This window comes from Providencia stuartii, assembly GCF_029277985.1.
GTDB classification, from domain to species: Bacteria; Pseudomonadota; Gammaproteobacteria; order Enterobacterales; family Enterobacteriaceae; genus Providencia; species Providencia zhejiangensis.
The window spans coordinates 1,236,054-1,262,758 of record NZ_CP119546.1 but is presented as its reverse complement, the minus strand read 5'-3'; the positions used below and the strand labels follow the sequence as shown (position 1 = coordinate 1,262,758).

General features: G+C 39.0%; 26 protein-coding genes. 10 read left to right on the top strand and 16 right to left on the bottom strand.

Annotated features, from left to right (window positions below; translation table 11 throughout):
- The first annotated feature begins 3 nt into the window (after positions 1-3).
- The 6 genes from gluQRS (at position 4) to panD (ending at position 5,219) form a co-directional block, all read left to right on the top strand.
- A complete protein-coding gene (gluQRS, locus tag P2E05_RS05440; RefSeq protein WP_154622203.1) occupies positions 4-894 on the top strand; it encodes a tRNA glutamyl-Q(34) synthetase GluQRS in 891 nt (296 codons plus the stop codon).
- Between the two features lie 307 nt (positions 895-1,201).
- Entirely contained in the window at positions 1,202-2,551 is a 1,350-nt protein-coding gene (gene pcnB / locus P2E05_RS05435; protein ID WP_208852759.1) for a polynucleotide adenylyltransferase PcnB, read from the top strand.
- A 1-nt stretch (position 2,552) separates the two neighbouring features.
- A complete protein-coding gene (gene folK, locus P2E05_RS05430) occupies positions 2,553-3,044 on the top strand; it encodes a 2-amino-4-hydroxy-6-hydroxymethyldihydropteridine diphosphokinase (RefSeq protein ID WP_154622204.1) in 492 nt (163 codons plus the stop codon).
- 58 nt (positions 3,045-3,102) lie between these two features.
- A complete protein-coding gene (gene panB / locus P2E05_RS05425) occupies positions 3,103-3,894 on the top strand; it encodes a 3-methyl-2-oxobutanoate hydroxymethyltransferase (protein ID WP_154622205.1) in 792 nt (263 codons plus the stop codon).
- A 33-nt stretch (positions 3,895-3,927) separates the two neighbouring features.
- On the top strand, positions 3,928-4,791 hold the full coding sequence (panC, locus tag P2E05_RS05420; RefSeq protein WP_154622206.1) for a pantoate--beta-alanine ligase: 864 nt from the start codon (positions 3,928-3,930) through the stop codon (positions 4,789-4,791).
- A gap of 47 nt (positions 4,792-4,838) precedes the next feature.
- Positions 4,839-5,219 (top strand): aspartate 1-decarboxylase, encoded by a 381-nt coding sequence (gene panD / locus P2E05_RS05415; protein WP_154622207.1) that lies wholly within the window; start codon positions 4,839-4,841, stop codon positions 5,217-5,219.
- 66 nt (positions 5,220-5,285) lie between these two features.
- Here the strand turns inward: panD and P2E05_RS05410 are convergent, their stop codons facing one another.
- From P2E05_RS05410 to P2E05_RS05355, 12 genes are all read right to left on the bottom strand, one after another.
- Entirely contained in the window at positions 5,286-6,329 is a 1,044-nt protein-coding gene (locus P2E05_RS05410) for a fimbrial protein (RefSeq protein WP_154622208.1), read from the bottom strand.
- A gap of 14 nt (positions 6,330-6,343) precedes the next feature.
- Positions 6,344-8,839, bottom strand: coding sequence for a fimbria/pilus outer membrane usher protein (locus tag P2E05_RS05405; protein WP_272578113.1), 2,496 nt, complete (start codon positions 8,837-8,839; stop codon positions 6,344-6,346).
- A gap of 27 nt (positions 8,840-8,866) precedes the next feature.
- Positions 8,867-9,541 carry a fimbrial biogenesis chaperone gene (locus P2E05_RS05400; RefSeq protein WP_230086010.1) on the bottom strand — a complete coding sequence of 225 codons (675 nt, stop codon included), beginning with the start codon at positions 9,539-9,541 and terminating at the stop codon, positions 8,867-8,869.
- A 70-nt stretch (positions 9,542-9,611) separates the two neighbouring features.
- The gene (locus P2E05_RS05395; RefSeq protein ID WP_154635637.1) at positions 9,612-10,187 is read right to left on the bottom strand and encodes a fimbrial protein; all 576 of its coding nucleotides are present in this window, start codon (positions 10,185-10,187) and stop codon (positions 9,612-9,614) included.
- 573 nt (positions 10,188-10,760) lie between these two features.
- On the bottom strand, positions 10,761-11,303 hold the full coding sequence (locus P2E05_RS05390) for a fimbrial protein (protein ID WP_154624215.1): 543 nt from the start codon (positions 11,301-11,303) through the stop codon (positions 10,761-10,763).
- A 1-nt stretch (position 11,304) separates the two neighbouring features.
- On the bottom strand, positions 11,305-11,856 hold the full coding sequence (locus P2E05_RS05385; protein ID WP_154624216.1) for a fimbrial protein: 552 nt from the start codon (positions 11,854-11,856) through the stop codon (positions 11,305-11,307).
- 12 nt (positions 11,857-11,868) lie between these two features.
- Positions 11,869-12,933 (bottom strand): fimbrial protein, encoded by a 1,065-nt coding sequence (locus tag P2E05_RS05380; protein WP_272578110.1) that lies wholly within the window; start codon positions 12,931-12,933, stop codon positions 11,869-11,871.
- A gap of 10 nt (positions 12,934-12,943) precedes the next feature.
- Positions 12,944-15,514 (bottom strand): fimbria/pilus outer membrane usher protein, encoded by a 2,571-nt coding sequence (locus tag P2E05_RS05375; protein ID WP_154624218.1) that lies wholly within the window; start codon positions 15,512-15,514, stop codon positions 12,944-12,946.
- Between the two features lie 33 nt (positions 15,515-15,547).
- Entirely contained in the window at positions 15,548-16,228 is a 681-nt protein-coding gene (locus P2E05_RS05370; protein ID WP_154624219.1) for a fimbrial biogenesis chaperone, read from the bottom strand.
- 136 nt (positions 16,229-16,364) lie between these two features.
- The gene (locus P2E05_RS05365; protein WP_154624220.1) at positions 16,365-16,916 is read right to left on the bottom strand and encodes a fimbrial protein; all 552 of its coding nucleotides are present in this window, start codon (positions 16,914-16,916) and stop codon (positions 16,365-16,367) included.
- A gap of 758 nt (positions 16,917-17,674) precedes the next feature.
- Entirely contained in the window at positions 17,675-18,445 is a 771-nt protein-coding gene (locus P2E05_RS05360; protein WP_276123039.1) for an ABC transporter permease, read from the bottom strand.
- A complete protein-coding gene (locus P2E05_RS05355; protein ID WP_196713429.1) occupies positions 18,442-19,383 on the bottom strand; it encodes an ABC transporter ATP-binding protein in 942 nt (313 codons plus the stop codon). The genes P2E05_RS05360 and P2E05_RS05355 overlap by 4 nt, the downstream gene beginning before the upstream one ends.
- 258 nt (positions 19,384-19,641) lie before the next feature.
- Between P2E05_RS05355 and can the strand changes: the two genes are divergently transcribed.
- Positions 19,642-20,295, top strand: coding sequence for a carbonate dehydratase (gene can, locus P2E05_RS05350; RefSeq protein ID WP_154622715.1), 654 nt, complete (start codon positions 19,642-19,644; stop codon positions 20,293-20,295).
- 122 nt (positions 20,296-20,417) lie between these two features.
- Here the strand turns inward: can and hpt are convergent, their stop codons facing one another.
- Complete coding sequence (hpt, locus tag P2E05_RS05345) at positions 20,418-20,954, bottom strand: hypoxanthine phosphoribosyltransferase (protein ID WP_154622716.1); 537 nt, start codon at positions 20,952-20,954, stop codon at positions 20,418-20,420.
- 357 nt (positions 20,955-21,311) lie between these two features.
- On the opposite strand from hpt, the gene P2E05_RS05340 reads away from it, so the two are divergent.
- The gene (locus P2E05_RS05340) at positions 21,312-21,848 is read left to right on the top strand and encodes a hypothetical protein (RefSeq protein ID WP_272657922.1); all 537 of its coding nucleotides are present in this window, start codon (positions 21,312-21,314) and stop codon (positions 21,846-21,848) included.
- 189 nt (positions 21,849-22,037) lie between these two features.
- Here the strand turns inward: P2E05_RS05340 and cueO are convergent, their stop codons facing one another.
- Complete coding sequence (gene cueO, locus P2E05_RS05335) at positions 22,038-23,660, bottom strand: multicopper oxidase CueO (protein ID WP_196713431.1); 1,623 nt, start codon at positions 23,658-23,660, stop codon at positions 22,038-22,040.
- 247 nt (positions 23,661-23,907) lie between these two features.
- On the opposite strand from cueO, the gene P2E05_RS05330 reads away from it, so the two are divergent.
- Positions 23,908-24,255 carry a YacC family pilotin-like protein gene (locus tag P2E05_RS05330; RefSeq protein WP_154622590.1) on the top strand — a complete coding sequence of 116 codons (348 nt, stop codon included), beginning with the start codon at positions 23,908-23,910 and terminating at the stop codon, positions 24,253-24,255.
- Between the two features lie 39 nt (positions 24,256-24,294).
- Here P2E05_RS05330 and P2E05_RS05325 read toward each other — a convergent pair whose 3' ends face one another.
- Positions 24,295-25,338 carry an AbrB family transcriptional regulator gene (locus P2E05_RS05325; RefSeq protein WP_154622591.1) on the bottom strand — a complete coding sequence of 348 codons (1,044 nt, stop codon included), beginning with the start codon at positions 25,336-25,338 and terminating at the stop codon, positions 24,295-24,297.
- Positions 25,339-25,487: 149 nt separating this feature from the next.
- Here P2E05_RS05325 and P2E05_RS05320 point away from each other — a divergent pair, with 149 nt between their 5' ends.
- On the top strand, positions 25,488-25,898 hold the full coding sequence (locus P2E05_RS05320; protein ID WP_154623568.1) for a GNAT family N-acetyltransferase: 411 nt from the start codon (positions 25,488-25,490) through the stop codon (positions 25,896-25,898).
- 71 nt (positions 25,899-25,969) lie between these two features.
- Here the strand turns inward: P2E05_RS05320 and P2E05_RS05315 are convergent, their stop codons facing one another.
- Positions 25,970-26,602, bottom strand: coding sequence for a TetR/AcrR family transcriptional regulator (locus tag P2E05_RS05315; protein ID WP_154623569.1), 633 nt, complete (start codon positions 26,600-26,602; stop codon positions 25,970-25,972).
- Positions 26,603-26,705: the final 103 nt, after the last annotated feature.

Sequence of the window (26,705 nt, the reverse complement as noted above, 5' to 3'; positions counted from 1 at the left end):
ATAATGAAGATCCCCTCGTCATCCTATGTTGGTCGCTTTGCACCCTCTCCCTCTGGTAATCTTCACTTTGGCTCTCTTGTTACTGCCTTAGGTAGCTATTTGCAAGCTCGTGCCCAGCAAGGTAAATGGCTAGTGCGTATTGACGATATTGACCCGCCCAGAGAGGTGCCTGGAGCTGCTGCAAACATTTTAAAAACATTGGAACATTACCAACTGTATTGGGATGAGCCTGTACTGTATCAATCAAAACGTCATGATGCTTATCGAGCCGCATTAGATAGCCTGCGTCAGCAAGGAAAAAGTTATTACTGCACCTGTTCACGTCAACGCATAAAAGAGCTGCAAGGGCATTATGATGGGCACTGCCGTAATTTGTACCTGCCTAATCACGACGCTGCCATTCGCTTAAAACAAACCCACCCTGTTTACCAGTTTACGGATCGATTGAGAGGAGAAATTTACACTGAAGCCAATATTGCTGAAGAAGATATTATTATTCATCGAAAAGATGGCTTGTTTGCTTATCATTTAGTCGTGGTTGTTGATGACCACTATCAAAATGTCACGGAAGTGATCAGAGGAGCCGATCTCATCCCCGCCACCTCACAGCAAATTTCGTTATATCACCATCTTTCATTACCCATTCCTGATTATGCCCATTTACCATTAATCCTAAATCATGATAATAATAAGCTCTCAAAGCAAAATCATGCTACAGCACTACCTATGACAGATCCTCGCCCAGTAATATGCCATGCGTTAAAGTTGTTAAATCAGCCTTCAATCGAGCATTGGCGGGACTTAAGCACGAGTGAGATTTTAAAAATCGCAACCGATAAATGGCAACTCAAAGCGATCCCATCTCATGATATTATTGATGATGCTTATAACTGAAAATGACTTTTATGCGTTTAAGCATTCTCAAAGAAAGGCCAGTAGGCTATGATTAGCCGCTTATTTTGTTTAATGAATATTAGTAACGATATCGAGGTGTACTATTTTTAACCGAGTAGCAAATTTCTGCCGCAATATTTTATCGCGAAATGACAAGGACACGCGTGACGCACAGGCAGCCGGTGAAAGGCCAGTCACTTATTCTGATACTGCGATAGCAAAGTCCGTAGAGCAGAACACTAAACAAACAAAAACCACGGTTCGTCATTCCAAGCGTGCCGGCATTCAGGCAGAGAAACCAGAGACAATGACGACTGATACGGATGAAAACATCACCATAATTCCGCGTTCAGAGCATACTATTTCACGCAGTGATATTAGTGATAATGCTTTGAAGGTACTTTATCGCCTAAATAAAAGTGGTTTTGAAGCCTATCTTGTTGGCGGCGGCGTGCGTGACTTACTCCTTGGTAAAAAACCCAAAGATTTCGATATTACCACTAACGCAACCCCAGAACAGATTCGTAAATTATTCCGTAATTGTCGGTTGGTGGGTCGTCGATTCCGCCTCGCTCATATTATGTTTGGGCCTGAAGTGATTGAAGTGGCGACTTTCCGCGGCCATCATGACCAAAATGAATCCGAAGACAAAAATCTCTCTCAGCAAGCCAAAAATGGTATGTTGCTACGCGATAATATTTTCGGTTCAATCGAAGAAGATGCTATCCGTCGAGATTTTACTGTTAACAGCCTCTACTACAATATCGATGATTTTTCTGTTCGTGATTATGTCGGGGGATTAAACGATCTTAAAGCGGGTATTATCCGCCTAATTGGTGATCCTGAAACGCGCTATCGTGAAGATCCTGTTAGGATGTTACGTGCGGTACGCTTTGCCTGTAAACTCAATATGCGAATTGAGCCAAAAACGGCTCAACCTATCGAACGTCTTGCTCCGCTATTACGCGATATCCCTTCCGCAAGGCTTTTTGAAGAATCATTAAAGCTATTACAAGCCGGACAAGGCTACGCAACCTACCAGATGCTAAAAGAGTATCATCTATTTGAGCAACTCTTTCCGGTTATTAGTAGCCGCTTTAGTAGCAACAATGATTCTCCAATGGAAAAAATCATTGAGCAAGTGCTCAAAAATACTGATTTTAGACTAAAAAATGATAAGCGCGTTAACCCTGCATTTTTATTTTCAGCCATGTTATGGTATCCGGTTACTGAACATGCTGAAAAGTTATCTCAAGAAGGTGGCCTAGCTTACTACGATGCCTTTGCACTCGCGATGAATGATATTCTTGACGATCAATGCCGTTCGATTGCCATACCAAAACGGATCACCACAACCATGCGTGATATTTGGCAACTACAATTACGTCTACCTCGTCGTCAAGGGCGTCGCGCCAATAAATTAATGGAGCACCCTAAGTTCCGTGCTGCATTTGATTTATTAGAATTAAGAGCTAACGTTGAGCGTCGAAATGAGCTACAAGAGCTTGCTATATGGTGGGATGATTATCAGCGTTCAAACAACACCAAACAACGTGAAATGATTGCAGAATTAGGTAGTGCGCCAGTGCGTAAGCGCCATCGCCCACGTAAATCCTCATCTGGCGCTCGTAAGCCTAATAAAACTCAGGAGTCATAGAATGGAATTGGTCTATATTGCAATTGGCAGTAACCTTGGTGAGCCGTTAAAGCAAGCTCAACAGGCTATTGAAGCTTTAAATGCTATTCCAAAGAGCCGTGTAGCCAAAACATCGTCTATCTATCGCACCAAACCACTCGGGCCACAAGATCAAAATGATTTTCTCAACATAGCGGTGCTACTTGAAACTGAGCTTGAGCCTGAGACGTTGCTTGACCATACACAACGTATCGAACTTGAGCTTGGTCGAGTACGCAAAGCTGAACGCTGGGGTCCGAGAACACTTGATCTCGATATTATGCTTTTCGGTCATCAAGTTATTAATACACCAAGACTAACCGTACCTCATTATGGGTTAAAAGAGCGTGAATTCATGTTATATCCGCTCTATGAGATCGCCCCTAACCTTATTTTTCCTGATGGTGAACAACTATCAGAAAGGCTCACACATGTTCCACGTAACGGCCTCACTTATTGGGATATCACCGTCTAAACAGTGACCTTCCTAATAGAAGGGGTCATTCGTGGGATCTTTTCCGGAGGTTATTATAATGAAACCCATTTCTCTGGCTACTCTGGGTCAGTTCAAAAAAGACAAACACAAATTCGCAACCATCACGGCCTATGATGCCAGCTTTGCGCAGTTATTTGCAGAGCAAGGGATCCAAGTCATGCTTGTCGGTGACTCTCTGGGCATGACCGTTCAAGGCGAAACAAGCACGCTTCCCGTTACTGTTGAACAAATTGCTTACCATACTCGCTGTGTACGCAAAGGTGCTCCTGACGCATTTATCATCGCAGATATGCCATTCATGAGCTATGCAACACCAGAGCAAGCCTGTGCAAATGCGGCTGTTTTAATGCAAGCAGGGGCTAACATGGTAAAAATTGAAGGTGGCAGTTGGCTTTGTGATACCGTCAAGATGCTATGTGAACGTTCTGTACCTGTTTGTGGACACTTAGGACTCACACCACAAGCCGTTAATGTACTTGGTGGTTATAAAGTCCAAGGGAGAGATGAGGTCACCGCTAACCAATTAATGAAAGATGCCATCGCCTTAGAAAATGCAGGCATTCAGCTTTTGGTCCTTGAATGTGTTCCTACATCACTTGCGAGCAGCATCACTGAAGAGCTTCTGCTTCCCGTGATTGGCATTGGTGCAGGAAGTGGTACTGATGGGCAAATTCTCGTCATGCATGATGCATTAGGCATCACAGCTCGCCCACCTAAATTTGCCAAAAACTTTCTTGCCCAAGCAGGCAATATGCAAGATGCTATCAGGTTATATATTCAAGAAGTTGAAGCGGGGATCTACCCAAGTGAAGCTCACTCGTTTGAATAATGTCATTATGGCTCAATAATAAGGAATGCACACATGCTGATCGTCGAAACGTCGCCAATCCTCCGCCGTGAAATCCGCCGCTGGAAGCTAGATGGTAAACGTATTGCTCTTGTACCAACCATGGGAAACCTGCATGATGGGCATCTGACTTTAATTGATGAGGCAAAACAACAAGCCGATATTGTTATTGTTAGTATTTTTGTTAATCCCATGCAGTTTGATCGTCAGTCTGATTTAGCCAACTATCCTCGCACTCTGCAAGAGGATTGTGAGAAACTGAAACGTCGTGACATCAATCTTGTTTTTGCACCGTCAGTGAAAGATTTTTACCCAGAAGGAATGGATCAACAGACCTTTGTTGAAGTACCTGAATTATCATCAATATTGGAAGGTGCTAGCCGTCCGGGGCATTTCCGTGGTGTTTCCACCGTCGTGACCAAGCTCTTCAACTTAGTCCAACCTGATTTAGCGTTTTTTGGCGAAAAAGATTATCAACAACTACAACTGATTCGCAAAATGGTACATGACCTTTCATTTGATATACAAATTGTCTCTGTCCCTACCGTTAGGGCCAAAAATGGCCTGGCACTCAGTTCGCGCAATAATAACCTTTCCGCTGAAGAGCTAAAAATAGCCCCTCAATTGTACAATATCATGAGACAAACGGCAGATAAGCTCAGTGCAGCTCCAGAAACCGTTGATACATTGCTTCAAGAGACTGAAGATTTACTACGGCAAGCAGGTTTCACGCCTGATGAACTGTTTATCCGTGATGCAGAGACACTCGCCGCACTCAATGCGAGAAGCAAAAAAGCGGTGATTTTAATGGCGGCATGGTTAGGTCAAACTCGGCTCATTGATAATTTACAGGTTGACCTACCCGCTGTTTCAGCTTAAAAAAATAAGCAAACACAGCATAAATATTAAGATGGCAGATAACAATTATGTTTAGAAAAATGCTACAAGGTAAGTTACACCGAGTCAAAGTAACACAAGCCGACCTTCACTACGAAGGATCATGTGCGATTGATCAAGACTTTATGGATGCAGCAGGGATCCTCGAATACGAAGCTATCGATATCTATAATGTTGATAACGGCGAGCGCTTTTCGACTTACGCGATCGCTGGGGAAAGAGGCTCTAAAATTATCTCGGTCAATGGCGCAGCTGCTCGCCGCGCTGCGGTTGGTGATAGGCTGATCATCTGCTCTTATGTGAGTATTAGCGATGAAGATGCGCGCCAACATAAACCGAAAGTTGCTTATTTTGACGGCGATAACGTCATGAGCCGCATAGCTAAAGCCGTTCCGGTACAAGTCGCTTAATCTCTTTAACCCCCAGCGATGAGAAACTCACTGGGGGTTATGCTTTTTCATCGTGGTCAAATTAGCTTAGTCAAACTGCAAAACAAATTGTGCCGTTGCTTCCGCTTTCCCCGCTTTTATCGAATGGCTATAACGATAATATTCCGCCTTCAGAGGAACCATCGTTTCCCCTTTCTCTAAATCCGCTAATTTAACGAACGTTTGATTAACCAAAACATTATCATTACTTAATGGTGATTTCACCACGTAACCAATCCCACTTGCATTACTCCCCTGCCCTTCATTATCAATCTTAATAACCGCATCTTTGCCATCATAACTTTCGGTTTTATTAGCTATCAATTTGATCTTAGCTGAAACATTTCCCGTACAAACGATTTTGATATTCTCTTCAACAGCGGATGACTGAGAAGGAAAGCCTATTGACGAAAATGCGGTTATGGGTAAACGAGGCAATGTAAACGTCAAATCGGTATTTTGAGCAGAACAAGATGTGGGTGCACTTTCGACCTTACCTTTTAATCGATAAGTGAAACCGACTTTCGTTGACCCACCACCTGACTCAAAACGTTTAATTAACACTGAACCAATCACTGAGTTAGTAAAGGTAGTCGGTGTTGGATTATCTTTTGCGGCATAGAAAATAACTGTCGCATCAAGTGGCATTAATGACCCTTCAGGTACGGGTAACTCTTGCCCTGGACGATTACGAAAAGGGAGTCCGGTTCTATTATCAATCAACACATAAACAATATTTGCAGGTCCACCCGCGTGAACATGATAAGCAGGTCGACCGTCAATATCCCCATAGTATCGAGCATAAATACCGCTACCTTCACCATACGTTGCGTAACCATAAACTTGTGAATCAGGCCCGCACTGAGCAATACCACCACGCCCACTCTCACGTTCGAAGGTGTAGCGCCCAAGTTCATCATGTTTTTTGATCACGCCACTCAATTTAATATCAATCGTGGCACGCATTGCTGAATGATCTTGTCCATCCCCGCCGGGGAGACAGTCCTGAGCAGAAAAACTTTTATTTATACCAACGAGCATTAAAATTAAGCTCAGTACCAAAACACGACCTAAATGTATTTGTTTTTTCATTGCTAGTGCTCCTTTTAACGGCACTCTGAATTAAGCATATAAAGCCCATTCGTTGGTATAGCCTTTTCGATGTTATAATTCACAGTACAGGATTCATTAACGCCATCATTTGTCCAATTAACCTTAATTTGGCCTTTCGGTTTATCCGCGACTAAATACAGCGTATTAAAATTAGAAACTAAATGAGTCGCATCGTCTTCTGTCACCGCTTTCGCTCCAACAGGTAATTCTTTATTCATTGGAAGCTGTAGCTTAAATAATAACTTGTAGCCTTTCTTCGCTTCAAAATCCGCGAGTATTAATGCGCCTTTTGTCGGAATAACATTATTAATAATATTATTCTCAATTTCGGTATCCTCAGGAATTGTTTTCGTATCAATCGCTAATGTATTTTTACGATACGGAGCAATACCTGGCACAACCGCCAAACCAGATGAGTTAGTTTCTACAGAATGTCCATTAATGACACCAACCCCAGCGGCATCTTTCGTCAAGATCAACGCACTCGTATCTTGCATTGACGGGGCTAGCACCATGCCATATTGCGTACCAACTAATGATCCGCTAATACCATAGTTAAAGTTTTTGTTATTATCGTTGTAAGCATATCCAGCATTCACCACCGCATAAGGAGAGCGATAAGAACTGCTTAATCCACCTGAATATCCAACACCTTTATTACTGTAACTTTGATAAATATCCCAAGTACCACGATATGATTCACCGTAGCTTCCATTTAATCGTGCCGTTTGTGATGTCCTATGCTGATCATCTGTTGAGATCCCATAATTGACATACACAGTATTATCAAATACATCAAATGGCACACTGATATTTAAACTCAGGTTATATGAGCTTTTATTATCATTTTGGAACTGCCTACCTTTTGAGTAAGTGTAATAGACACTATAATGCACCTTATCTATATTGCTGTTAAAACCCGCATTATAAGACTGTTGTTTATTACCACTGGCATATTCATAAACAACAGTGTTTAAGTTGATAGAGCTAGCACTTCCCAAAATTGGCTGAGACAATGATGCAGTATATTCATTTTTCAATTTATCATAACTGCCATGGTCTTTATTCTCATAAGAGAATGCATCATCAATATTTAAGAAATTGTTATCAAAGTGACGAAAACCGGCCAATGATAAACTGGTATTGGTCATTTCAATGCGTTTTGAGTAATTAACTCTAAACGCATTTCCACTTAATGTCGTTTTATTTTCAACATTAGCGCGAGAATGCACCATATCAGTCGTAATTGCACCGACATTTCCTAAGTTAAAACCCGTACCAATTGCGTAAGATTGATAATGTTTAGAATACAATACGCCACTAAAAACTGTGACAAAATCTGTCAGCCCATAATAAACTTCAGCTTCATTAATATAACGACCATCACCTTTGTTATTACCGTCATACTGACCACTAGAGAAACTGTATTTTAACTTTCCTTTTCTTTCTAAAAACGCAATGGAAGAAAAAGGAACAATAAAATTCACTTCGTTACCACTCGCCTCTTGCACTGTAACATACAAATTACCACCATTACTCATTGGGTAATAATCAGTAATTTCAAAAGGTCCTGCTGGTACACTTTTCTTATAGATAACCTGTCCATTTTGAACAATGGTTACCACTGATTCAGAGTTGGCAATACCATTCACACTCGGAGCATAATTCGTTAAATCGTATGACTCCATTTGTCTGTCAGTCGCTAACTTAACCCCTTTAAATTTAAAGGAGTCAAAGAGCTGTGAGTTTGTATATAAATTCCCTAGTGTTAGCTCACTTTTAATTGTATTAATATTTCTTGATAGCGTGTTACTGATGCTATTCCACTTATTTTTTTCTCTCTCATTGTTTGACCAAGTTGAATAATTACGATAACGCCACGCACCTATATTGACTTTACTTTGGATATTACCGTAATAATTATCATCAACTTTGCCATTTTCATAAGTGTTAAATGCTGAAAATGAATAATTAACGAATATCGCTGGGATACCATTATCCCACTGTTCTTCTTCTATTTGTTTGATACGCTGTTTATTAATCATTAACTGAGGAACAGTTAATGAAAAAACTTTGGTATTTAAATCAAGATAATGGCTAACATATTCAATATCATTAATATTAAAACATTGCTGCTCATCTTTTATCTGTGGCTGGAAATCAATACCAAAACTTTCCCACTCAGAAAAACTAAAGCAAGGCGTTAGCTGTTCACCGCCATTCGCGGTAGACATCATGACAAAATTGATATCTTTAGTAAAAACTAAATTATTATTAATAAAAAACTTCACATGATATTTCCCTGGTGAAATATCATTTTCTCTGAAAACATCCAAGTCTTCATTCGTGAGCTGTGTTCCCATTCCTGCTATATTTAATAAGCTAGGTGGATAGTAATCAGCAGCACGCATATCTAATGAATATGATGCAAATAAAACAGCCATAACAATAGGCGAGCATGGATATTTTTTATAAAAAAAACGATTCATAGGCCTTTACTCAGCTTTTTGAGATTATTATTTTATCGTATAACTGCTATCTAACCCTTTACCATAATCATTAATATAGTTCAGAGAAATTGTATGCATACCTGCACCTAATTTAGGAATATTTATAGTCGTTTCAGAACGAGGTTCTAAATAACTTGGTGCTTCAACTTCTTTACCATTCACCTTAAGTTTCGCTATATTGATATAAAAAGGTGTCGGGTTGTTGACTTTTATACCTGATGCCGCTTTAGACCAAGCCAGTTCATTTACTGACTCTTCTACTTTTTTATCTGATAATGCTGTGGGACGATAAATTAATTTTATTTTATTTGTCATTGAATAACGTAAAACGTGTTCTAGATCTTCACTGCTAGGCGCGACAAATTTAACATTAAGCCAATATAATGATTCCTTATCGCTTGGTAATGTCGACACTTTCATTAGCTGAATCGTATTTTTTTGTTCAGCTCTTAATTTTACTAATGGTGGTGTTACCGCGAAATCTTGTGTTACATTACCCTTTTTATCTTCTACCCAAGATTGAAGTAAGTAATTCCGATTTTTATCCGTATTAAATGCAACAACGCCTTCACTTTTATCTTTTTCATGATAAATCACACGAGTAGTTTCTAAACCAAACCCAGCATAGCTTGATGAAATAGAAACACAGAATAGCGATAATGCAGAAATTATTTTCTTCATAAACATAGGCCCCATGATAGAAAAGTTAACGCAGATTAATAATTCATAATTAATAATCTGCGTTAGCAAATTATTTATAAGTAATTTTATAATTTAATGTTGCGTTAGCTTGGCCTGCTTCTACTGTATCATCCGTACTAACATATTTTGCGATGAAAGTTCCACGCCATTCAGAACTAGAACCATTCACTTTAATATCTTCACTTTTACTACCATTGACTTTTAAAGCTCTAGATGGCTGATCTTCACGATAAATACGGATACCAATATTTTTTGCTACATTAGTACTACCTTTATTATCTAATTCTAAAATAGTGTCATCATAGCGATTTGCATTACCCGTCAAATTAATAGAAACGGTTCCTTGGTCTGGGCAATCAACTAATTCAACTTTTAATTTACCATCACCACCGGTACCACCAACTTCATCACCTTCATCACTAAATTCACTCGTTGCAAAACGTCCCATTTTGACTTCAGCATTCGGTGAATAACTATCGTTTAAGTTAATGGTACAAGTCGCATTATAAATAAGCCCTTTAAATGAAATTGTGCCATTTTGTTCTGCTGCTGTAGCAGTAGCTGAAAATGCAAATGCGGAAGCAATAACAGCCATAATCATTTTTTTCGTTGATAATGTTTTCATGAATATACCTTTATACTCTTATCAGTAAATGTAACTCTATTAGTCATTTATCAATGAATTAATAGGGCGCATCAGACAATACTCTCCTAAAGCTTAATTGATAAATTTCAAAAGCATTTTGAGTAAAAAAAAGAATCAATATTATTAAATCTTGTAACCCACATTATGAGTAACAAGTAAAGTGAGTATATAGGATAGAAATGATGATGAGTTTATGTAAATTTTTCTAAATGTAAATTTACGATGCTCTAAAAAATACTTTAGAACTCTATAATTCATTGTTATAAATGACTTTTATTTTTTGATCAACATCAAAAAATAAACATAAAGTGGTAGGATTGAAAAAATAGAATAATATCAATGCGTTAGTTATATGGAATTGTACTTATAAATACTCTGACCTTTACTCTTTTTTGTATTATTTTTTTACACTTACTTTAAGTAACCTTAATAATAACGACTATTGACAGTCGCATTACGACAGCAAATGATTGTAGTGAACCCCAAAAACAAAAACCAAGATAAGCGTCACAAACTTTATCTTGGTTTGAATCGTCATCATCAAATACATGGTTATTGATAAACAATGTCGATTGTCATCGATGCATTCGCGCTACCTGAGGTCACTTTCTCTTCCATTTGCTTATAATAGCCACGCATTAAAATCGCAATATCACCATCCTTCTTAACCGTTTTGATGATTTCATTTCGTTTGTTTAGCTCTAATACTTTCCAGTTACCACTTTCTGTAAAATATTCAGTCTCTATACCTACGCCCGTCGCACTGCCGCTTTCTGCGTTGAGAGCAAGTACACTTGAATGCCCTAAATAGCTATTCCCCTCAGGTATAAAAATCACCGGAATATCACTTGGGCATTTCAACGTAATCGACCAATCTTTTTTTTCACTGGTAGAGCCAATATTGCCACCAAATCCTGTTGAACTGAGATAAATATCCCCTAATTTAATATCTTCACTTTCCTTTGAGGTAAGATCACAGGTGGCTGCTTTGACTGAACCTGTAATATTCACTAGCGTGTGATATCCATACGCTTGATTGAGTGTCAGTCCCAACAAACCGACCAACGCAATACCGAGTATTTTTTTTATCGCCATATTAATTTGCCTGTACGACAAAGGTAACCGACGCATTAGCCTTACCTTGTGTAAGCTTAGTATTGGTTTGAACATAACGCGCCCTAACCTTTAACGACGTATTACCTTTATTAACCGCTTCATTTTTCATGAAGTTATAAAGCGTATTGATATTTCGATTGACCCAGCGATGAGACGCATTTTCATAACTTTGTATTTCAATCGCTGCTCCTGTCGAATAACCATTACCTTTATCGAGAGATAAATATTTTCCACTGGACTCTGAAGCACCTTGAAATTGGCCATTCAATAGACTCATTGAGTCAGGGCACTCAAACTCAAGTGTAAATTCAACCCAATCTGATTGGGTATTTTGTGCACTGCCAAAACCATTTTGGCTTTTCGTTAACCATGTGCCCAAATCAACATTGATATTCTGTGTTTTAATGCCACAAGTGGAGTATTTAATACTCCCTTTATAATGAATATTCACCATTGCCGTGGCATGATTGACCATGCAGGAAAGCAGCGACATGGTCAGAAAATAACGTATCAATTTATCGCGCTGTTTCATGACATCAGGTCCTTAATCATAGACAAACGTCATTGTTAATGCCGCATTTCCAGAACTAGGTTTGACGGTATAAGCTGTTTTTATATATTTAAAAATAAAGGGGACGCTATAAAGCTTATTTCCTTGTTCGGAACGAAATAAAAATCGATGGTATTTACCAATCACATTGCTGTCCCCACCAATTTTTAATGGCGTAGGGTCATCCCCATGAAAAACCTGCACGCCATAACCGGGAGAATTAGAATTATCAGTTAACTCAATGACATCTCGGCCTATACTCGGGGTTCGTCCATATTCGCCAATAGAAACATACACCCGAATACCCGCATTACATCTCATATCAACATTTTCTTCCGCTGATCCAAAATGTGATCCCGTAGATAATTTATTAACTTCGTTAAGGTCATGTTCACCCAAGTCAACATTTAATCGTCTCGTATCAATCTCGCAAGTAGAGGCTGTTGATGTCAAATCAGTATAACCATTACTGACATAACCATAGTAAATGATATTTTTGTTATCCATTTTATAACATTGGATAAATGCTCGAGCATCTCGAGTAATGTTTGTCTTTCCAAGAGGGGGAATACCGTCAACTCTCACCCGCGCATAAGCAATTTCAAGATTTAATCTAGGGCTCGGCTTATGTATTTCATATTTAAGGCCATTAGTACCATGTAAGAGGGGTTGCCATTTCCGTTGGCCTTCTTCCCTAAACCCCCATGCATAACCAATTCCTTTAACAGTACTCGCATAAACAGGAAATGACACGCCATCATAATTTATCGTTAGCCCAGTCTCTCGTGAAGAGCCATCACGTATCATAAAATATTCGAAGTTTTCTCTCTCATTAGGATTATTTAGATTACTGTCACAGGCTATTCCTGAGTAGATTTGCCACCCTTCACCGATTATTTCTCCTGATGCCATTTCAGCTTCCGCAGTACCAAAAGATAATTTAGAATCTGGTATGTCGATGTCTGGACTTATATCTGAGGCCCCAGCCATATTCATGCAGCTAAATAGCAATCCCAGCACAAACAGGATAAATGGTGTTTTTGAAATTAATCTATGCATTAGTTTCCCTTTATTCACATATTATCTGTAATGATGCGACTGGCATTTGCTTTTCTTTATCATTCAATTGGTAATGTGCTGTACATTGCTCGTTAGAATGATTCCCCCATTTAATATGGATTTTCCCTTTTTCTGGCATGCCACTTAGATAAATATCGCCATTATCGCCAACAATGCCACTGCTACTGATTTCAGGGTGATCCGAAACTAATTGCCCAACTGAACCAAAAGGAATCGCTCTAGCATGATAGGAAACATTGAATAAAATCCGATATCCTGTGTAAGTTTTAAACTCTGCTAGCATAGCCGCACCTTTTGTCGGTATTAGCGTGGCTGAATTTTTTTGTAGGTCAACATTATCCGGTAATGAGGTTGTATCTAATGAAATTTCATTCTGTGCGTAGGCATTTAAATAAGGGACGATCGCATAGCCACGACTATCGGTACGAATCCCTGTTTTATTTTGAATTTTAACGCCTTCTGCTCCTGGCGCTTTAACAATAGCGAACGAGTCATAAATAGGTTGTGATAATGTTACGCCGTCAGAATGTACAACAATGGCGCCATTTAAACCGTAATTAGCGCGCTGTGAAAATCGGTCATAACTATAACCGGCATTCGCTATCCCATAACCACTTTTATAGGATAATGATGCATTACCTTGGGCTCGCTGGTTACGATTACCATACGACTGCTGAACGGAATAGTTTAGGTTCTTATCTTCTAACAATGAGCCGCTTAAACCGGCCATATAATTGCTATCGCCATGGTTATTACTACTCATAGACATATTTAGCATGCTATCACCAAAAGCAGATCCACTAAGAGGTATACTTAAGGAAAAGACAAATTGATGATCAGCTTTGTTATTGCCTGCAAAATCCGAGTAACTATAGTTAAATGTGTATAAATAACCTTTGTGGCTATTGCTATAGCCTGTATTTACCGTACGCTCTTGCCCTCGTTGATTCCAAAAATCCTGCTGGTAAGCAGAGGCATAAATATTGCCATAGTCCCCTAAACTTTGGTTAATCATGGCTTGATAACGATTTTTTTTGTTATACAGGCGGTCATTATAATTGTTTGAATTGGCCTCTGAGAAAGTATAAAAACCCTCAGTTGAATAACGGTAACCCGCAAAAGTTAATGTTGTACCTGTCGACAACATATTTTTAGTATATTGAAAACGGTATGACTGCCCCGTTTTTCGTTGATGATTAAATTGTGAAAATTTTGTTTTTGCTTGAGTAACATCTGCTGATAACGCGCCTACATAGCCTAAATTTAACCCCAAACCCGCTGCGTATGATTGATAATCGTCTGAAAACAGTCCACCACCGTAAGCTGTGACCCCTTTTGGTAAACCATAAATAGCCGTCATTTGCGCAAAATTAGGTTCTTTGCTACTACTATTTTGTTTAAATTTCCCCCCAGTTACCGAATATTTAAATTGCCCTTCACGTTGCATAATCGCGAGAGAGGAAAAGGGAACAACAAACGAGCGTTCACTGCCATCCGCTTCTTTGACTGTCACGGTTAAGTCGCCACTGGTTCCCGTTGAGTAAAGGTCATTAATTTCAAATGGGCCTGGTGATACATAGGATTGGTAAATAATGTAGTCATTTTGTTTGATGGTCACTTCAGCATTGCTTTGTGCTATTCCCCTAATTATCGGCGCAAAACCACGCAATGAGCTGGGGATCATTGATTCATCAGAGGCCAGTTTTATCCCGCGAAATTGAAAACCATCAAATATATCACTCGGTGTTGAGGTATCCCCAATCGTTAATTGGGATTTTATTGAATTAATACCACGTTCAAGATAGGTTTCGATATTTTGCCATTGGCTTCGATTATCCTGATAAGAATAGGTCGAATAATTTTTTAAACGCCAAGGACCAATATTTAGCCCACTACGTAAATTAACATAATGGGAAGAGCTGTCCGCACTGGAGGATTTATACCATGTATTAGAGCCTCGATAGAAATAGCTCAGTACCAGTGCAGGAATACCATCATTCCATAAGCTAGGATCAACCGTACCTGACGCTTTTTTGCTCATCGCTATTTGCGGAACAGATATCATCAGCTTCTGCTGGGTTAATTGAAGCCGTGTATAAGCATCTGGTATATAATGAGAAATATCATCAATGGGCTGATCATCTGATAATTTATCAAAACTAGCGATATGTTTTACATCCACCCCCCAATTTTCTAGTTCACTTTTAGTTAAAACAGGGACGAGTTTGTGATTTTCCCCATTATTAATAAACATAAGGGATTCAGAGCCGACTTTCAGCCCATTTAGTATGATATCGACATGATATTCCCCTGCCTTCTGCCCACCCGGTGTCGAGAATTGCTCTAAGCTTTGTAATTCAGCAACATCTTGTCCATTAACAGGGGTTAATGAATGCGGGCTGAAGTAGTCATCAGCAAAAGCTCCCGAGACAAATACCACACTCACCGGTATTGTTAAGCTCGCGATAAATTTGCCAAACAAATGAGGATTCATCTTTCTAAATTCAAATATGGACACTAAATTTTGTTGTATTAACGCTTTTTCTCTAAAAATTAGCATAGTGGCAAAATTCCATACCTGATATGGTTTTTATTATTTTAGTGTTTGCTCTTGGCTATCGGTAATAGCGCCCGCATCAGACACTGCCTTCCACATAACTTTATTACCTTGTGCACCGGAAATATTCCATGATTGTTCACCCATAGGAGGAAGCATCGCGGGTTCATTGATAGACTTATTTCCTACCTGCAAATCACTGAAAGACACATAATAAGGTGTTGGATTTTTGCCCACTAACATATTGCCATTTCTTTCAAATGTGACTTTTTTATAGGCGTTTTCGGCGTCTGAGTTAAATAAAGATTTAGGGCGATAAATTAATTTAATTCTATTGTTAATTGAAATAGTTAAGTTATTTTTTGCTTTTGGATCCGTTGGGGGAATGGATTTTACATTTAGCCAAAAAATAGACTCTCTATCTTCGGGAAGATCTTTGCCTGTATAGACAATCCGCAAAGAGTTAGTTGATTCTGGTTCGATACGAAATAATGGTGGTGTTATTACAAAAGGTAATTTGGCTTGATTTTGTCCCTCAAAGTTATCAATCCATGATTGGATCAAGTAAGGGCGTTTGTCATTATTGCGTACAGAAATTGAAGCTTCTTTGCTGTTTGCATCATAAATAACGCGGGTACCACCAAGAACAACACTTGCATATGCTTGCGTCATCATCAAAAAAAATGCAACAACCGCTGATATTACTATTTTAAACATAACATATCCTATAAATACGGAGTAAATTTACTCAATGGTTAGCGGAAAACCAACCTAACTCCGTTAATGCTTATTCGACATGGTTAAATTAATGTGGGAACAATCTCCCACATTAATAATGGCTATTCATCTTGCATTATTGGTTATAGGAAATAGTGACAGTAACATCTGCGTTAGCTGCGCCCGCTTTAGCGGCCTCTGTTGTGACATAACGCGCGTAGTACGCTTTTTCTCCACTATTACTTGCACCAGTAAGTTCAATTTCACCCGCTGGCTCACCAGGAGTAATATACGCTGTATCACTCTCATTATGGGTAATACCAATTCCAGCGCCTACATCTGTTGTCGTTTTATATAAGCTAGGGTTTGTTGCGTTAGCTGTACCAGAGAAAGTGATTTTGGCTTTTTTAATGACATCAGGGCAGCCATTCAATGCGATCACAAATTTTGTTGGTGTTGTTGTCTCATTTGCATTTTGCAGATTGCTAACAAGCCACGTACCTAATTGTACAGTTCCTTCATTAGAATTTTCATTATTTGTTTCGATCGAGCAAGTAGAATCAACAAATTGCCCCTTAAAATGAATAGTTCCGGTTTCTTTACCATCAGTGACATCGGCATTTGCAGCACCGACAAATAAGGACATAGTAATAGCTGAAGTAACTAATAAGACTTTATTTAGTTTCATCTTGATGACTCCTAAAATATATAATTTATTATCTTAGTTTTTATTGCCATATAACTATGAAATTACATAGTTTAATGAAGTTATTTTCATACCTAAACACCTAAATGGAGTATATTCAATTTATATTGAAAATCCAGCTTATCCGATAAAAATAAACATTTGCAATAGGTCGCCATAAAACACCAACAAAACAAAAATCAAAACACAACAATAAAAATTAACCCCCTAAAAATGACAAATACACAAACAAATAATCCATCACAACCATCGTAATCTATATTATCTAAAAATACATAAATGTAACGCAATATTACCCTATATTACACCAACAAAAGAGATATTTTAGATGCAATAATTCACAAAAAAAATAAAAGCCAATATAATCAAAAGTTTTTTATGGGAAATAATTTTTGTTAGCTCGAAAATAAACTTAAATTTAATATTTAAATTCTTCTAATTTTTTTTGTTCGTTACATTTGAACACACATAGCCAATGCATCATTATTTTTATTTTTCTTATTAATGGATGTTATTATTTCTGTAGGGCACTATTTTTGAGAGAGATTAAACAAGTAAAAACACTTAAAATTTTCTGTGTATATTTAACAGTCATTGGTTTTGGTTAAATATCAACATTCACACAGCGATAAATAGGGCTTTAAATATCGAGTAGTGTACAAAAAATAAGCCTCCAAACAATTGATTCTCAACTATTAGGAGGCTGTATTATTGAACTTTTATAGAATAAAACGATGTTATTAGCTTCTTAAGCCGCGACCTTGTTCAATTAAATACCAAGTCAGCGCATAAAAAACAATCAAAAAGACCAGCAACACGCCTAATGTCACAGCAATTGATACATCCGCAATGCCTAAAAAACCGTACCTAAAGCCACTAATCATATAAACAATTGGGTTTAATTTTGATACGGCCTGCCAAAACGGCGGCAATAATGAAAGCGAATAGAAGACCCCCCCTAAATAGGTTAACGGCGTCAACACAAACGTAGGAACGATACTAATATCATCAAATGTTTTCGCAAAAATAGCATTCAATAAGCCTGCAAGTGAGAAAACTATTGCCGTTAATAGCAACGTGATGACGACCATTCCCCAAGAATGCACTTGTAGAGGGATAAAAAATAGCGAAACGATAGTCACCAATAATCCAACTAAAATACCACGAGCGACGCCTCCCCCGACAAATCCCGCAATAATGACATGCGTTAGTACAGGTGCAACAAGCAACTCTTCAATATTTTTCTGGAACTTAGAACCAAAAAACGAGGAACAAACATTGGAGTAGGAATTGGTGATTACGGCCATCATAATCAAACCGGGGACAATAAACTGCATATAGTCCACCCCGCCCATATCACCAATTCGCGAACCGATCAGGTTCCCAAAAATAACAAAATAGAGAGACATGGTAATGACTGGCGGTAATAACGTTTGTACCCATATGCGACCAAAACGGGTCACCTCTTTTATCCAAATAGTTTTTAATGCAACCCAATACAGAGAAATCATTGTGCTTCCTCCATACGCGTAGCATCACTGTCTTTTTTGACTAAATTCACAAAAAGTTCTTCCAATCGATTGGCTTTATTGCGCATGCTCAAAATTTCCACACCTTGTTCATTAAGCTGGCTAAATACGCCGTTAAGCCCTTGCTCTCTTTTGACATCCACTTCTAAAGTGGATGTATCCAGTAAACGCGTCTCATATCCCTTCAGATCAGGTATTGGACTTCTCGTTCCCAAATCAAAAATAAACGTTTCTGATTCCAACTGACTTAATAACTGCTTCATACTGGTGTTCTCAACCAGTTCGCCGTGTTGAATAATGCCGATATTGCGGCAAAGCATTTCAGCTTCTTCAAGATAATGTGTCGTCAAAATAATCGTCGTACCTTGAGCATTAAGCTTTTTCAAAAAACTCCACATAGAGCGACGTAATTCAATATCGACCCCTGCTGTAGGTTCATCTAAAATTAATAACTTAGGTTCATGCATCAAAGCTCGTGCAATCATTAAGCGGCGTTTCATCCCCCCTGATAAATTACGAGCACGCTCATTACGTTTTTCCCATAAATCCAGCTGAGTTAGGTATGTTTGGGCACGTTGATGCGCGACTGCACGAGGAACACCGTAATAGCCAGCTTGATTCAATACTATCTGTAACACCGATTCGAAAGGGTTAAAATTAAATTCTTGAGGAACCAATCCTAGTTGTTGTTTGGCTTGCACGACTTGTTTGTCTAAATCATAACCAAAAACCTTAACAGACCCACTCGTTTTATTGACCAATGAGCTAATGATTCCTATTGTGGTGGACTTACCCGCGCCATTAGGGCCAAGTAACGCATAAAAGTCACCATCTTCTACGCTTAGGTCAATCCCTCGTAAGGCTTTCACCCCACCGGAATAGGTTTTGGTTAGCTGCGATAACTCAAGTGCGTAAGTCATATTTAAAAAACACCTTTATTCTTGGGTAGGTTTAGGAGCAATATAATACTATGATGCCATTTTTTCCTGATCACTGTTATGCAGAAAAGAGAAAATAGGTATATGCTAGCTAATTCAATTGGTTAGCTATATCAATATTGTCTAATCAGAATGAAATATGCATCATAGGAATGTAAAAATTAATATAACTGAATATTAATTAATAAATAAATGTTGTATAAGATTTTACCGTAAAGTAACACAACTAGGCTATACGTCATGATGAGAAAAATTGAAGAGCTGTTTGCTAACAATGAAGCATGGTCAGCTTCTGTTAATGAAAAAAATCCTGAATTCTTTAAAGAGTTATCTAAAGCTCAAAAGCCAAGATTCTTATGGATAGGGTGTTCAGACAGCCGAGTACCTGCTGAAAAATTAATTAATGCGGCGCCAGGTGATCTTTTCGTTCACCGTAATGTTGCTAACTTAGTTATTCACACTGACCTAAACTGCTTATCGGTCATCCAATACGCTGTTGATGTTCTTCAGGTTGAGCATATTATCATCTGCGGCCACTATGGATGTGGTGGTATTGAGGCTGCTGTTGACAATACAGAGCTTGGCTTAATCAATAACTGGCTACTGCATATCCGTGATATTTGGTACCGACATAGCTCGATGCTCGGTGAACTAAAACCTTGTGAACGTTTAAATCGGTTATGTGAACTAAACGTTGTTGAGCAAGTTTATAACCTTGGTCATTCAACCATTATGCAGTCAGCTTGGAAACGCGGGCAAAAAGTGATGATCCATGGTTGGGTTTACGGTATCAACAATGGTCGCTTGCATGACCTACACACAACAGCGGATAGTCGAGAAAGACTTGAATTGTGCTATCGTGAAGCTATCGCCAAACTGACAAACAAAAAATAAGTTTTATGCTTTAGCTAACGAAAAGGGCTGTTTATCGGAACAGCCCTTTTTATGAGGTAACTCGTACAAGTGAGTACTAACACCAAGATTGTTGTGCGCCGTATGACGAGTAGCGTGAGTGATTACTCTTCGATCAGTGTAACGTGACCAATATAGGGTAAATGACGATATTGCTGCGCGTAATCGATGCCATAACCCACCACAAATTTATCTTCAATCGAATAGCCAATCCATTCAACTGGCACATCCACTTCACGGCGTGATGGTTTATCGAGTAGCGTACAGATAGCCACTGATTTTGGACCACGCAACTCAAAAATTTCGCGCACCTTATTTAAGGTATTACCTGAATCAATGATATCTTCGACAATCAAAACATGCTTTCCACGAATATCTTCATCTAAATCTTTGACTATCTTAACATCACGACTTGAATTCATCGCATTGCCATAACTTGAAACAGTCATGAAGTCGACTTCATGAGGCGCGTCAATTTTACGACATAAGTCAGCCATAAAAATAAAGGAGCCTTTTAACAAGCCGACTAATACCAGCTCGCCTTCAATATTTTTATAATGCTCACTAATTTTTTCAGCAAGTTCACTGACTCGCTGGCTGAGCTCTTCTTCAGAGATCATAACTTCAAGAGTATGTTTCAATTTACCAATACCTATTTGTTTTCAATACTAAAAATCATATTTCATATCAAAGAATTCGCACATTTAAGAACGAAAAAGTAATAACATACAAAATATGAGAACAAAATTTTCAGCAAGTATAACAGAACTCACCATTTGTCGTAAAAGAGGATCCTGTGACTTGTTATAAATTTTATCAAATACGTAGAATGATATTCAAAACACATTGATATAAAAATCATCAAAAACAAAATAAATAATTACAAAACAATTGGATATAAATTTCGATTAACGTCAAGAAAAGAGAAATTTAAGACTATTGATAACGTTATTTAATGAATAAAATAAAAGCTCACAAACTCAAAAAGGAAATTGTTGATGCCTTTACCACAAAGATTAGCCCCTCAAAAACCCCAGAAACAGAAGATTACTCGCCTGAAAACGCTATTAGAACTAATCACACATGAAATCCAACACCATCAGCGTAATGAATGCGATATAACTGTACAAAAACACATTTCACAATGGAATGAAATTGCAGTCAGGACTTTCGAATTTCATGAGTTTAGAGATTACCCTTCATGGATCAGCGAACAAGACTTTATCTGCTCCGCACTCCTTCAATCCTCCTATATTGATGACCTTAAGTTCGATGAGCTTGTCATGATTATCGATTTTATTTGCAGTGCGGAAGGAAGCGAAGCAGAGCAAGGCCATGCATTGGAATTGCTAGATATCAATTTTCCCAATGCAAATGCTTCAGATTTGATTTATTGGCCAGATGAATGGTTTAACAATGAAGAGATAGACGATGAATTCAGTGCTGAAGAGATTGCTTGTTACCTTTGTCTTCATTCCGGTAGGATCCTCGCTAATACACCAGAAATTGCGTTACGCTACCCTTTACCCAAATAACCATTATTGACCTAATGAGTGACATGCCTATTTTCACTTTCATCGCATTGCCACAGACCATGCCGTATAAGCTATAAATGATAACAACAACCAAATGGCTTTATTGTTCACTTTCTAATTGTTAGGGGCTAACAGTATCCACAATAGTCAGCCCCTAACATACTCAACAATTAATGAACCGTTAGCCTGTTAGCTAACAGTGAATCCCATCATCATGCCTGTATCTTCATGCTCTAATAAATGGCAATGAGCCATATAAGGATGCTGTTTAGTGGCGGGATGTTTGAATTCAACTAATACCTCACTGACTTGGCCTTCAACCTTAACGATATCCTTCCAACCTTGTCTGTGTGGTTCCACGGCTCTACCATTCTCTTTCAATATACGGAAACGTGTCCCATGAACATGGAATGGATGCAACATCATATCCCCACGACCCGAAATCACCCATAGCTCTTGTCGATTCATGGCAGCATCAAAGGCTGCTTCTGTCATAGAAAAGGCTTGTCCATTAATCGTATTGGCGTTGTATATATCTAGCTCACCTGAATTTGTTCCACAATGGCCGCCACTATTACGCATTCCCCCCATATTACCATGGCCCATATTGCCATGATCCATACCACTGTTCTGCATCATATGACCTTGCATCATGCCACCATGGCCCCCCATATTGCCCATAGCTTGGTCACCATAGCGCTCACGTAGCATCATCATACCCTGCATATCCAAACGCATATCCATCATTAAATGGAAACGACGACGAGTTAATCCAGCTAATGAAGGCAGTGCTGGTAAACTTGCCAACTGAGTCGGTAACTGCCCCTCACTCGCACTCATCGTGGTTTCGACATGCAGTACAGGTAAAGGTTGATCAAATGGTGCAAGCGTCATTCCCATTTGATTAACCGGTAATGTCACTAAATCGAAAGAGCGGCCATCCGTTGCATCAATTAAGATTTCAAACCTCTCCCCCATAAGAATCGGCAACTCTGTGACTGCGATAGGTTCCGCAAGTAATCCACCATCACTCGCCACCACATACATTTTGCGGCCATCACTCGTTGAGATATTCAAGCTACGTGCGTTACAGCCATTAAGTAGTCTGAAACGTAACCAACCTTTCGGCGCGACGTGCTTAGGGAATACCGCGCCATTGGTTAACATGAGATCACCAAACCAACCTACCGCTGCGCTCATCACATCTAATTGATAATCAATTTGTCCATCATCCTTAAGACGCTTGTCCTGTAAAATCACAGGGATATCATCAACGCCCCAGGTACTCGGCAATCCATGCTTATTGCTTTGCTCATCTTTAATGATAACCAGACCCGCAAGCCCCATGGCGACTTGATGGCCTGTTTTTCCGTGTGTATGAGGGTGGAACCAACAAGTGGCTTCTGGTTGATCTACAGTAAAATTAACTTTGCGGCTAGCTCCTGGCTTAATAATTGCCTGCGGTCCACCATCCTGTTCTCCTGATATTTCAAGGCCATGCCAGTGAACGGTCGTCTCTTCCGGTAATTGATTAGCGATATGAATATTGACGTTTTGACCATTTTTCAAGCTAAGTGCTGGCCCGAGTAGATCCCCGTTATACCCCCACGTTGTTGTTTTTTTACCCGGAACAAATTGAGAAACCCCTTGTTTAATCGCAAGTTGAAGATTACCTTGCGCATCAGGTTCTATCAGAGGTGGGATAGCCAGTGTCGGGTAATTGTCGGCAGCCACAGCGATACGGCTCCACACAGGCAGTGCACTTGCAGCATAAGCGATAGCACTTAGCTTAATGAAATCGCGACGTAACATTGATAACCTTCCTTTTATTTATCAAATTAAAAACCGAGTAAAAATTCTATGGCACTGTAGGCTATTACCGTTTAGAGCCAAAATATGGTTTAATATCTAAAAATGATAAAGCTTCCCCTTACAGGAAGGTCAAGGAAACCATAGGGTTGTTAGGGGCATATTACACTTATTTAAGAAAAATATACTTGACTAACAATTCTATTATTATGTTAACGTTACTTGACATAAAAAACAGATAGAATATTGAATGCGCAAATTTACTGTGATTTTTTACATCATTACTCTGTTAGGGATAACACATTCTGCCAGAGCACTGACCCCCAATGAAGCTGAAGATCTTGCCGATCTGACGGCGGTTTTTATCTACCTAAAATATGATTGTGGCTATTCACAAATCCCTGATAGGGAAATTGAGCGCGCAATTGTCTATTTTGCCCGTAGTAATAAATGGGATCTTGGTGATTACGATTCTCACAAGATGACCATGCTCAACAAAGAAAGCTACAACGACCTAAAAGGTATCCCGCTATCACAAGAATTTAAGTGCCAATCTCTTGCCCGGGATTCATTAGGCTTGTTTGCTTATGTGAAATAATTCCCTCCCCTTCACTAGGGGAGTTATCATTATTTCACTTCAACCTTCCTTTTTCTTCACGCGTCTTTCTTGCCAAAACATCACTATCGAAGGGATACTTTGAATAATTACCATCCTAATGATGTGATTTGACATGACAAATCCAGCATCAAGGTTCATGGTGATCGCCGCAAATGTCATCGCTTCCATGCTTCCTGGCGCCCAAGCCAGCAGCAATACCGATAGAGGATAGCCAGTGACCCATGCAGCAAACAGTGTAATCAATAAGGTTAAAAAGATATTAATCACCACCACTTGGGCAGATGAATAGATATTTTTGATCAATGACGACAGTGGAAAAACAATAAAGTGGTTACCAATATTCATCCCGATCAAAACCATACTGAGCTCAGTAATCATCACCGGAAAATGAATTTGTACATCAAGCCAGCCTTGGATCAACGTCGCGGCACCTAATGATGTCAACATAAAGGGGGCAGGAACATGCATTCGCTGCAATACCAAGCCTAATCCGAGTCCTGTTAATACAATCACCGTTAACCAGAAGGTCGCTTCCAATGTTAAGGATGGTAGTACAATCAGAGGCTGAGGATCCCCATGACTACCTACCACAATTCCTGCCAATAGAATTAAAATAATGAGACGGATCGTATGAGAAATCACGATTTTTTGTGGAGGCGTATGCGTATGATCTGTTAAGGCTAATATGGCAGCCATGGCTCCCGGAACAGAGCCCAGCATCGCTTCTTGTTTTGTCCATCCGACTTTGCGGTGAAACCAAAAATAACTGAATGAAAATTGGACAGCCAAGCAGACCACCAACAGCAGAAGAAGTAGAAATAGATTCTCTGCTTGCCCTAATGAGACTTGATTAAACATCAGTCCCACAGACGTTCCTAATGATATCTGAACAAATGTGAGGGTATATTTGGGGATAGCAAATTGAATGTTGAAGCGATTAAAAACAATCACCGCAATGATTGGGCCAAACATAAGAGCGAGAGGTACGCCAAGATAAGTGAGGGTTCCACCAATTAAGGCACAAATAGCAATGCCTAAGCCCATCTTCAATAATCTTATCATCGCGAAATCCTATTACTCTAAGAGCACTTAGCGCATCGATATCATCTGTAATAGTCTTAATAGTATCTTCTTAATACTTTAAATTCATTAAATTATTAAATAGTATATAAACTCATAAATTATCATTACATTGAAAGATAAGAAAAATTATGGCAATACGCGTCACAACATCCCCTGCTAAATCTGAAATTGCGCATATTCATCAATCATTGATTAACTATAACTTACAATTTTTCAGTGAAGATATTCATTCTCCATTAGCCGTATTTTATGAGCAAGAAGAGGCAATATTAGGCGGAATAACAGGTTCAATACTCGGAAATTGGCTACGAATTGACTACTTTTGGCTTGAAGAATCATTGAGGAAGCAAGGCATCGGTTCACAATTGCTACAAGCGATGGAAAATAAAGCGAGAGAGTTAGGTGCCAAATATGCTCAAGTCGATACGTTCAGTTTCCAAGCAAAACCTTTTTATGAGAAACAGGGCTATCAGGTGATCTCAACACTCATTGATTACCCAATTAAACATGAAAGATATTATTTTATGAAATCTTTGTAACTCCACCCATTTTGTAACTCCATCTATAAGGAACGATAGGCTTTCCCCTACCGTTCTTTTAATGCGATACCTCAGCATTCTCGGGCATTTTTATCTGCTGTGGCTTGGTTAATAATCGCTTTCGCCATCCACTGTGCAATTTCAATCACCTCAGCGTCATCTTGCTTCCAAATATCTTTGAGTACTAGAAAGATTTCAGAGCCATAAATGACTGAAAATGCTTTGATAACTTTATCAATAACATCTTGCGGATAATCATCTTTCATTGGTGCAGTAACCATCGCGAGGATATTTTTACGGTTTCCTCTTTCCAGTGGTTTTTCTTTAGGATCTTGCGTCAGAGCGCGACTTTGTGCCCACTGCTGTAACGATACTTGTAATGCGGCTCTCAAGACGCCTTCATGCTCAAACATTCTAGGGAGTGCATATGTCAGCAACTCCTCAATACGCTCTTCCGTTTTTTCACTTTGCGGTCGCCATGTCAAAATGGGCCCTAAACTGGCATTAACAGTTGCCGCAATCAAATCACTTTGCGTTGGAAAATAGCGATAAGCTGTCGCTCTTGATACGCCCGCCTCAATAGCAAGCTCCGAAATAGAGGGCATATCCCCTTTTTCAAAAAGAGCCAGTGCCGTATTCACCAATAAGTTATAAGTTCGCTTCCTTGTTCCTTTATATTCATGATTAGAATATGTGAATGACATCGTTTCCCTCCCTTTAAAACATGTTCGCTACTATAGTGAATGGGTGACTCATCATGACACTTTACAATGGCTACAGCTACTGCTTATTAATAACGATGAGAAT

What these genes read in the sequence shown, in the direction of transcription:
- P2E05_RS05330 (WP_154622590.1), top strand. Translation starts at nt 23,908, where the DNA reads ATGCGCAAATTTACTGTGATTTTTTACATCATTACTCTGTTAGGGATA.
- P2E05_RS05400 (WP_230086010.1), bottom strand. Translation starts at nt 9,541, where the DNA reads ATGAAGAAAATAATTTCTGCATTATCGCTATTCTGTGTTTCTATTTCA.
- P2E05_RS05370 (WP_154624219.1), bottom strand. Translation starts at nt 16,228, where the DNA reads ATGTTTAAAATAGTAATATCAGCGGTTGTTGCATTTTTTTTGATGATG.
- panD (WP_154622207.1), top strand. Translation starts at nt 4,839, where the DNA reads ATGTTTAGAAAAATGCTACAAGGTAAGTTACACCGAGTCAAAGTAACA.
- can (WP_154622715.1), top strand. Translation starts at nt 19,642, where the DNA reads ATGATGAGAAAAATTGAAGAGCTGTTTGCTAACAATGAAGCATGGTCA.
- P2E05_RS05325 (WP_154622591.1), bottom strand. Translation starts at nt 25,338, where the DNA reads ATGATAAGATTATTGAAGATGGGCTTAGGCATTGCTATTTGTGCCTTA.
- P2E05_RS05340 (WP_272657922.1), top strand. Translation starts at nt 21,312, where the DNA reads ATGCCTTTACCACAAAGATTAGCCCCTCAAAAACCCCAGAAACAGAAG.
- P2E05_RS05390 (WP_154624215.1), bottom strand. Translation starts at nt 11,303, where the DNA reads ATGGCGATAAAAAAAATACTCGGTATTGCGTTGGTCGGTTTGTTGGGA.
- P2E05_RS05355 (WP_196713429.1), bottom strand. Translation starts at nt 19,383, where the DNA reads ATGACTTACGCACTTGAGTTATCGCAGCTAACCAAAACCTATTCCGGT.
- P2E05_RS05320 (WP_154623568.1), top strand. Translation starts at nt 25,488, where the DNA reads ATGGCAATACGCGTCACAACATCCCCTGCTAAATCTGAAATTGCGCAT.
- P2E05_RS05405 (WP_272578113.1), bottom strand. Translation starts at nt 8,839, where the DNA reads ATGAATCGTTTTTTTTATAAAAAATATCCATGCTCGCCTATTGTTATG.
- cueO (WP_196713431.1), bottom strand. Translation starts at nt 23,660, where the DNA reads ATGTTACGTCGCGATTTCATTAAGCTAAGTGCTATCGCTTATGCTGCA.
- panC (WP_154622206.1), top strand. Translation starts at nt 3,928, where the DNA reads ATGCTGATCGTCGAAACGTCGCCAATCCTCCGCCGTGAAATCCGCCGC.
- P2E05_RS05375 (WP_154624218.1), bottom strand. Translation starts at nt 15,514, where the DNA reads ATGCTAATTTTTAGAGAAAAAGCGTTAATACAACAAAATTTAGTGTCC.
- folK (WP_154622204.1), top strand. Translation starts at nt 2,553, where the DNA reads ATGGAATTGGTCTATATTGCAATTGGCAGTAACCTTGGTGAGCCGTTA.
- P2E05_RS05410 (WP_154622208.1), bottom strand. Translation starts at nt 6,329, where the DNA reads ATGAAAAAACAAATACATTTAGGTCGTGTTTTGGTACTGAGCTTAATT.
- P2E05_RS05395 (WP_154635637.1), bottom strand. Translation starts at nt 10,187, where the DNA reads ATGAAAACATTATCAACGAAAAAAATGATTATGGCTGTTATTGCTTCC.
- pcnB (WP_208852759.1), top strand. Translation starts at nt 1,202, where the DNA reads ATGACGACTGATACGGATGAAAACATCACCATAATTCCGCGTTCAGAG.
- P2E05_RS05315 (WP_154623569.1), bottom strand. Translation starts at nt 26,602, where the DNA reads ATGTCATTCACATATTCTAATCATGAATATAAAGGAACAAGGAAGCGA.
- P2E05_RS05380 (WP_272578110.1), bottom strand. Translation starts at nt 12,933, where the DNA reads ATGCATAGATTAATTTCAAAAACACCATTTATCCTGTTTGTGCTGGGA.
- P2E05_RS05385 (WP_154624216.1), bottom strand. Translation starts at nt 11,856, where the DNA reads ATGAAACAGCGCGATAAATTGATACGTTATTTTCTGACCATGTCGCTG.
- P2E05_RS05365 (WP_154624220.1), bottom strand. Translation starts at nt 16,916, where the DNA reads ATGAAACTAAATAAAGTCTTATTAGTTACTTCAGCTATTACTATGTCC.
- gluQRS (WP_154622203.1), top strand. Translation starts at nt 4, where the DNA reads ATGAAGATCCCCTCGTCATCCTATGTTGGTCGCTTTGCACCCTCTCCC.
- panB (WP_154622205.1), top strand. Translation starts at nt 3,103, where the DNA reads ATGAAACCCATTTCTCTGGCTACTCTGGGTCAGTTCAAAAAAGACAAA.
- P2E05_RS05360 (WP_276123039.1), bottom strand. Translation starts at nt 18,445, where the DNA reads ATGATTTCTCTGTATTGGGTTGCATTAAAAACTATTTGGATAAAAGAG.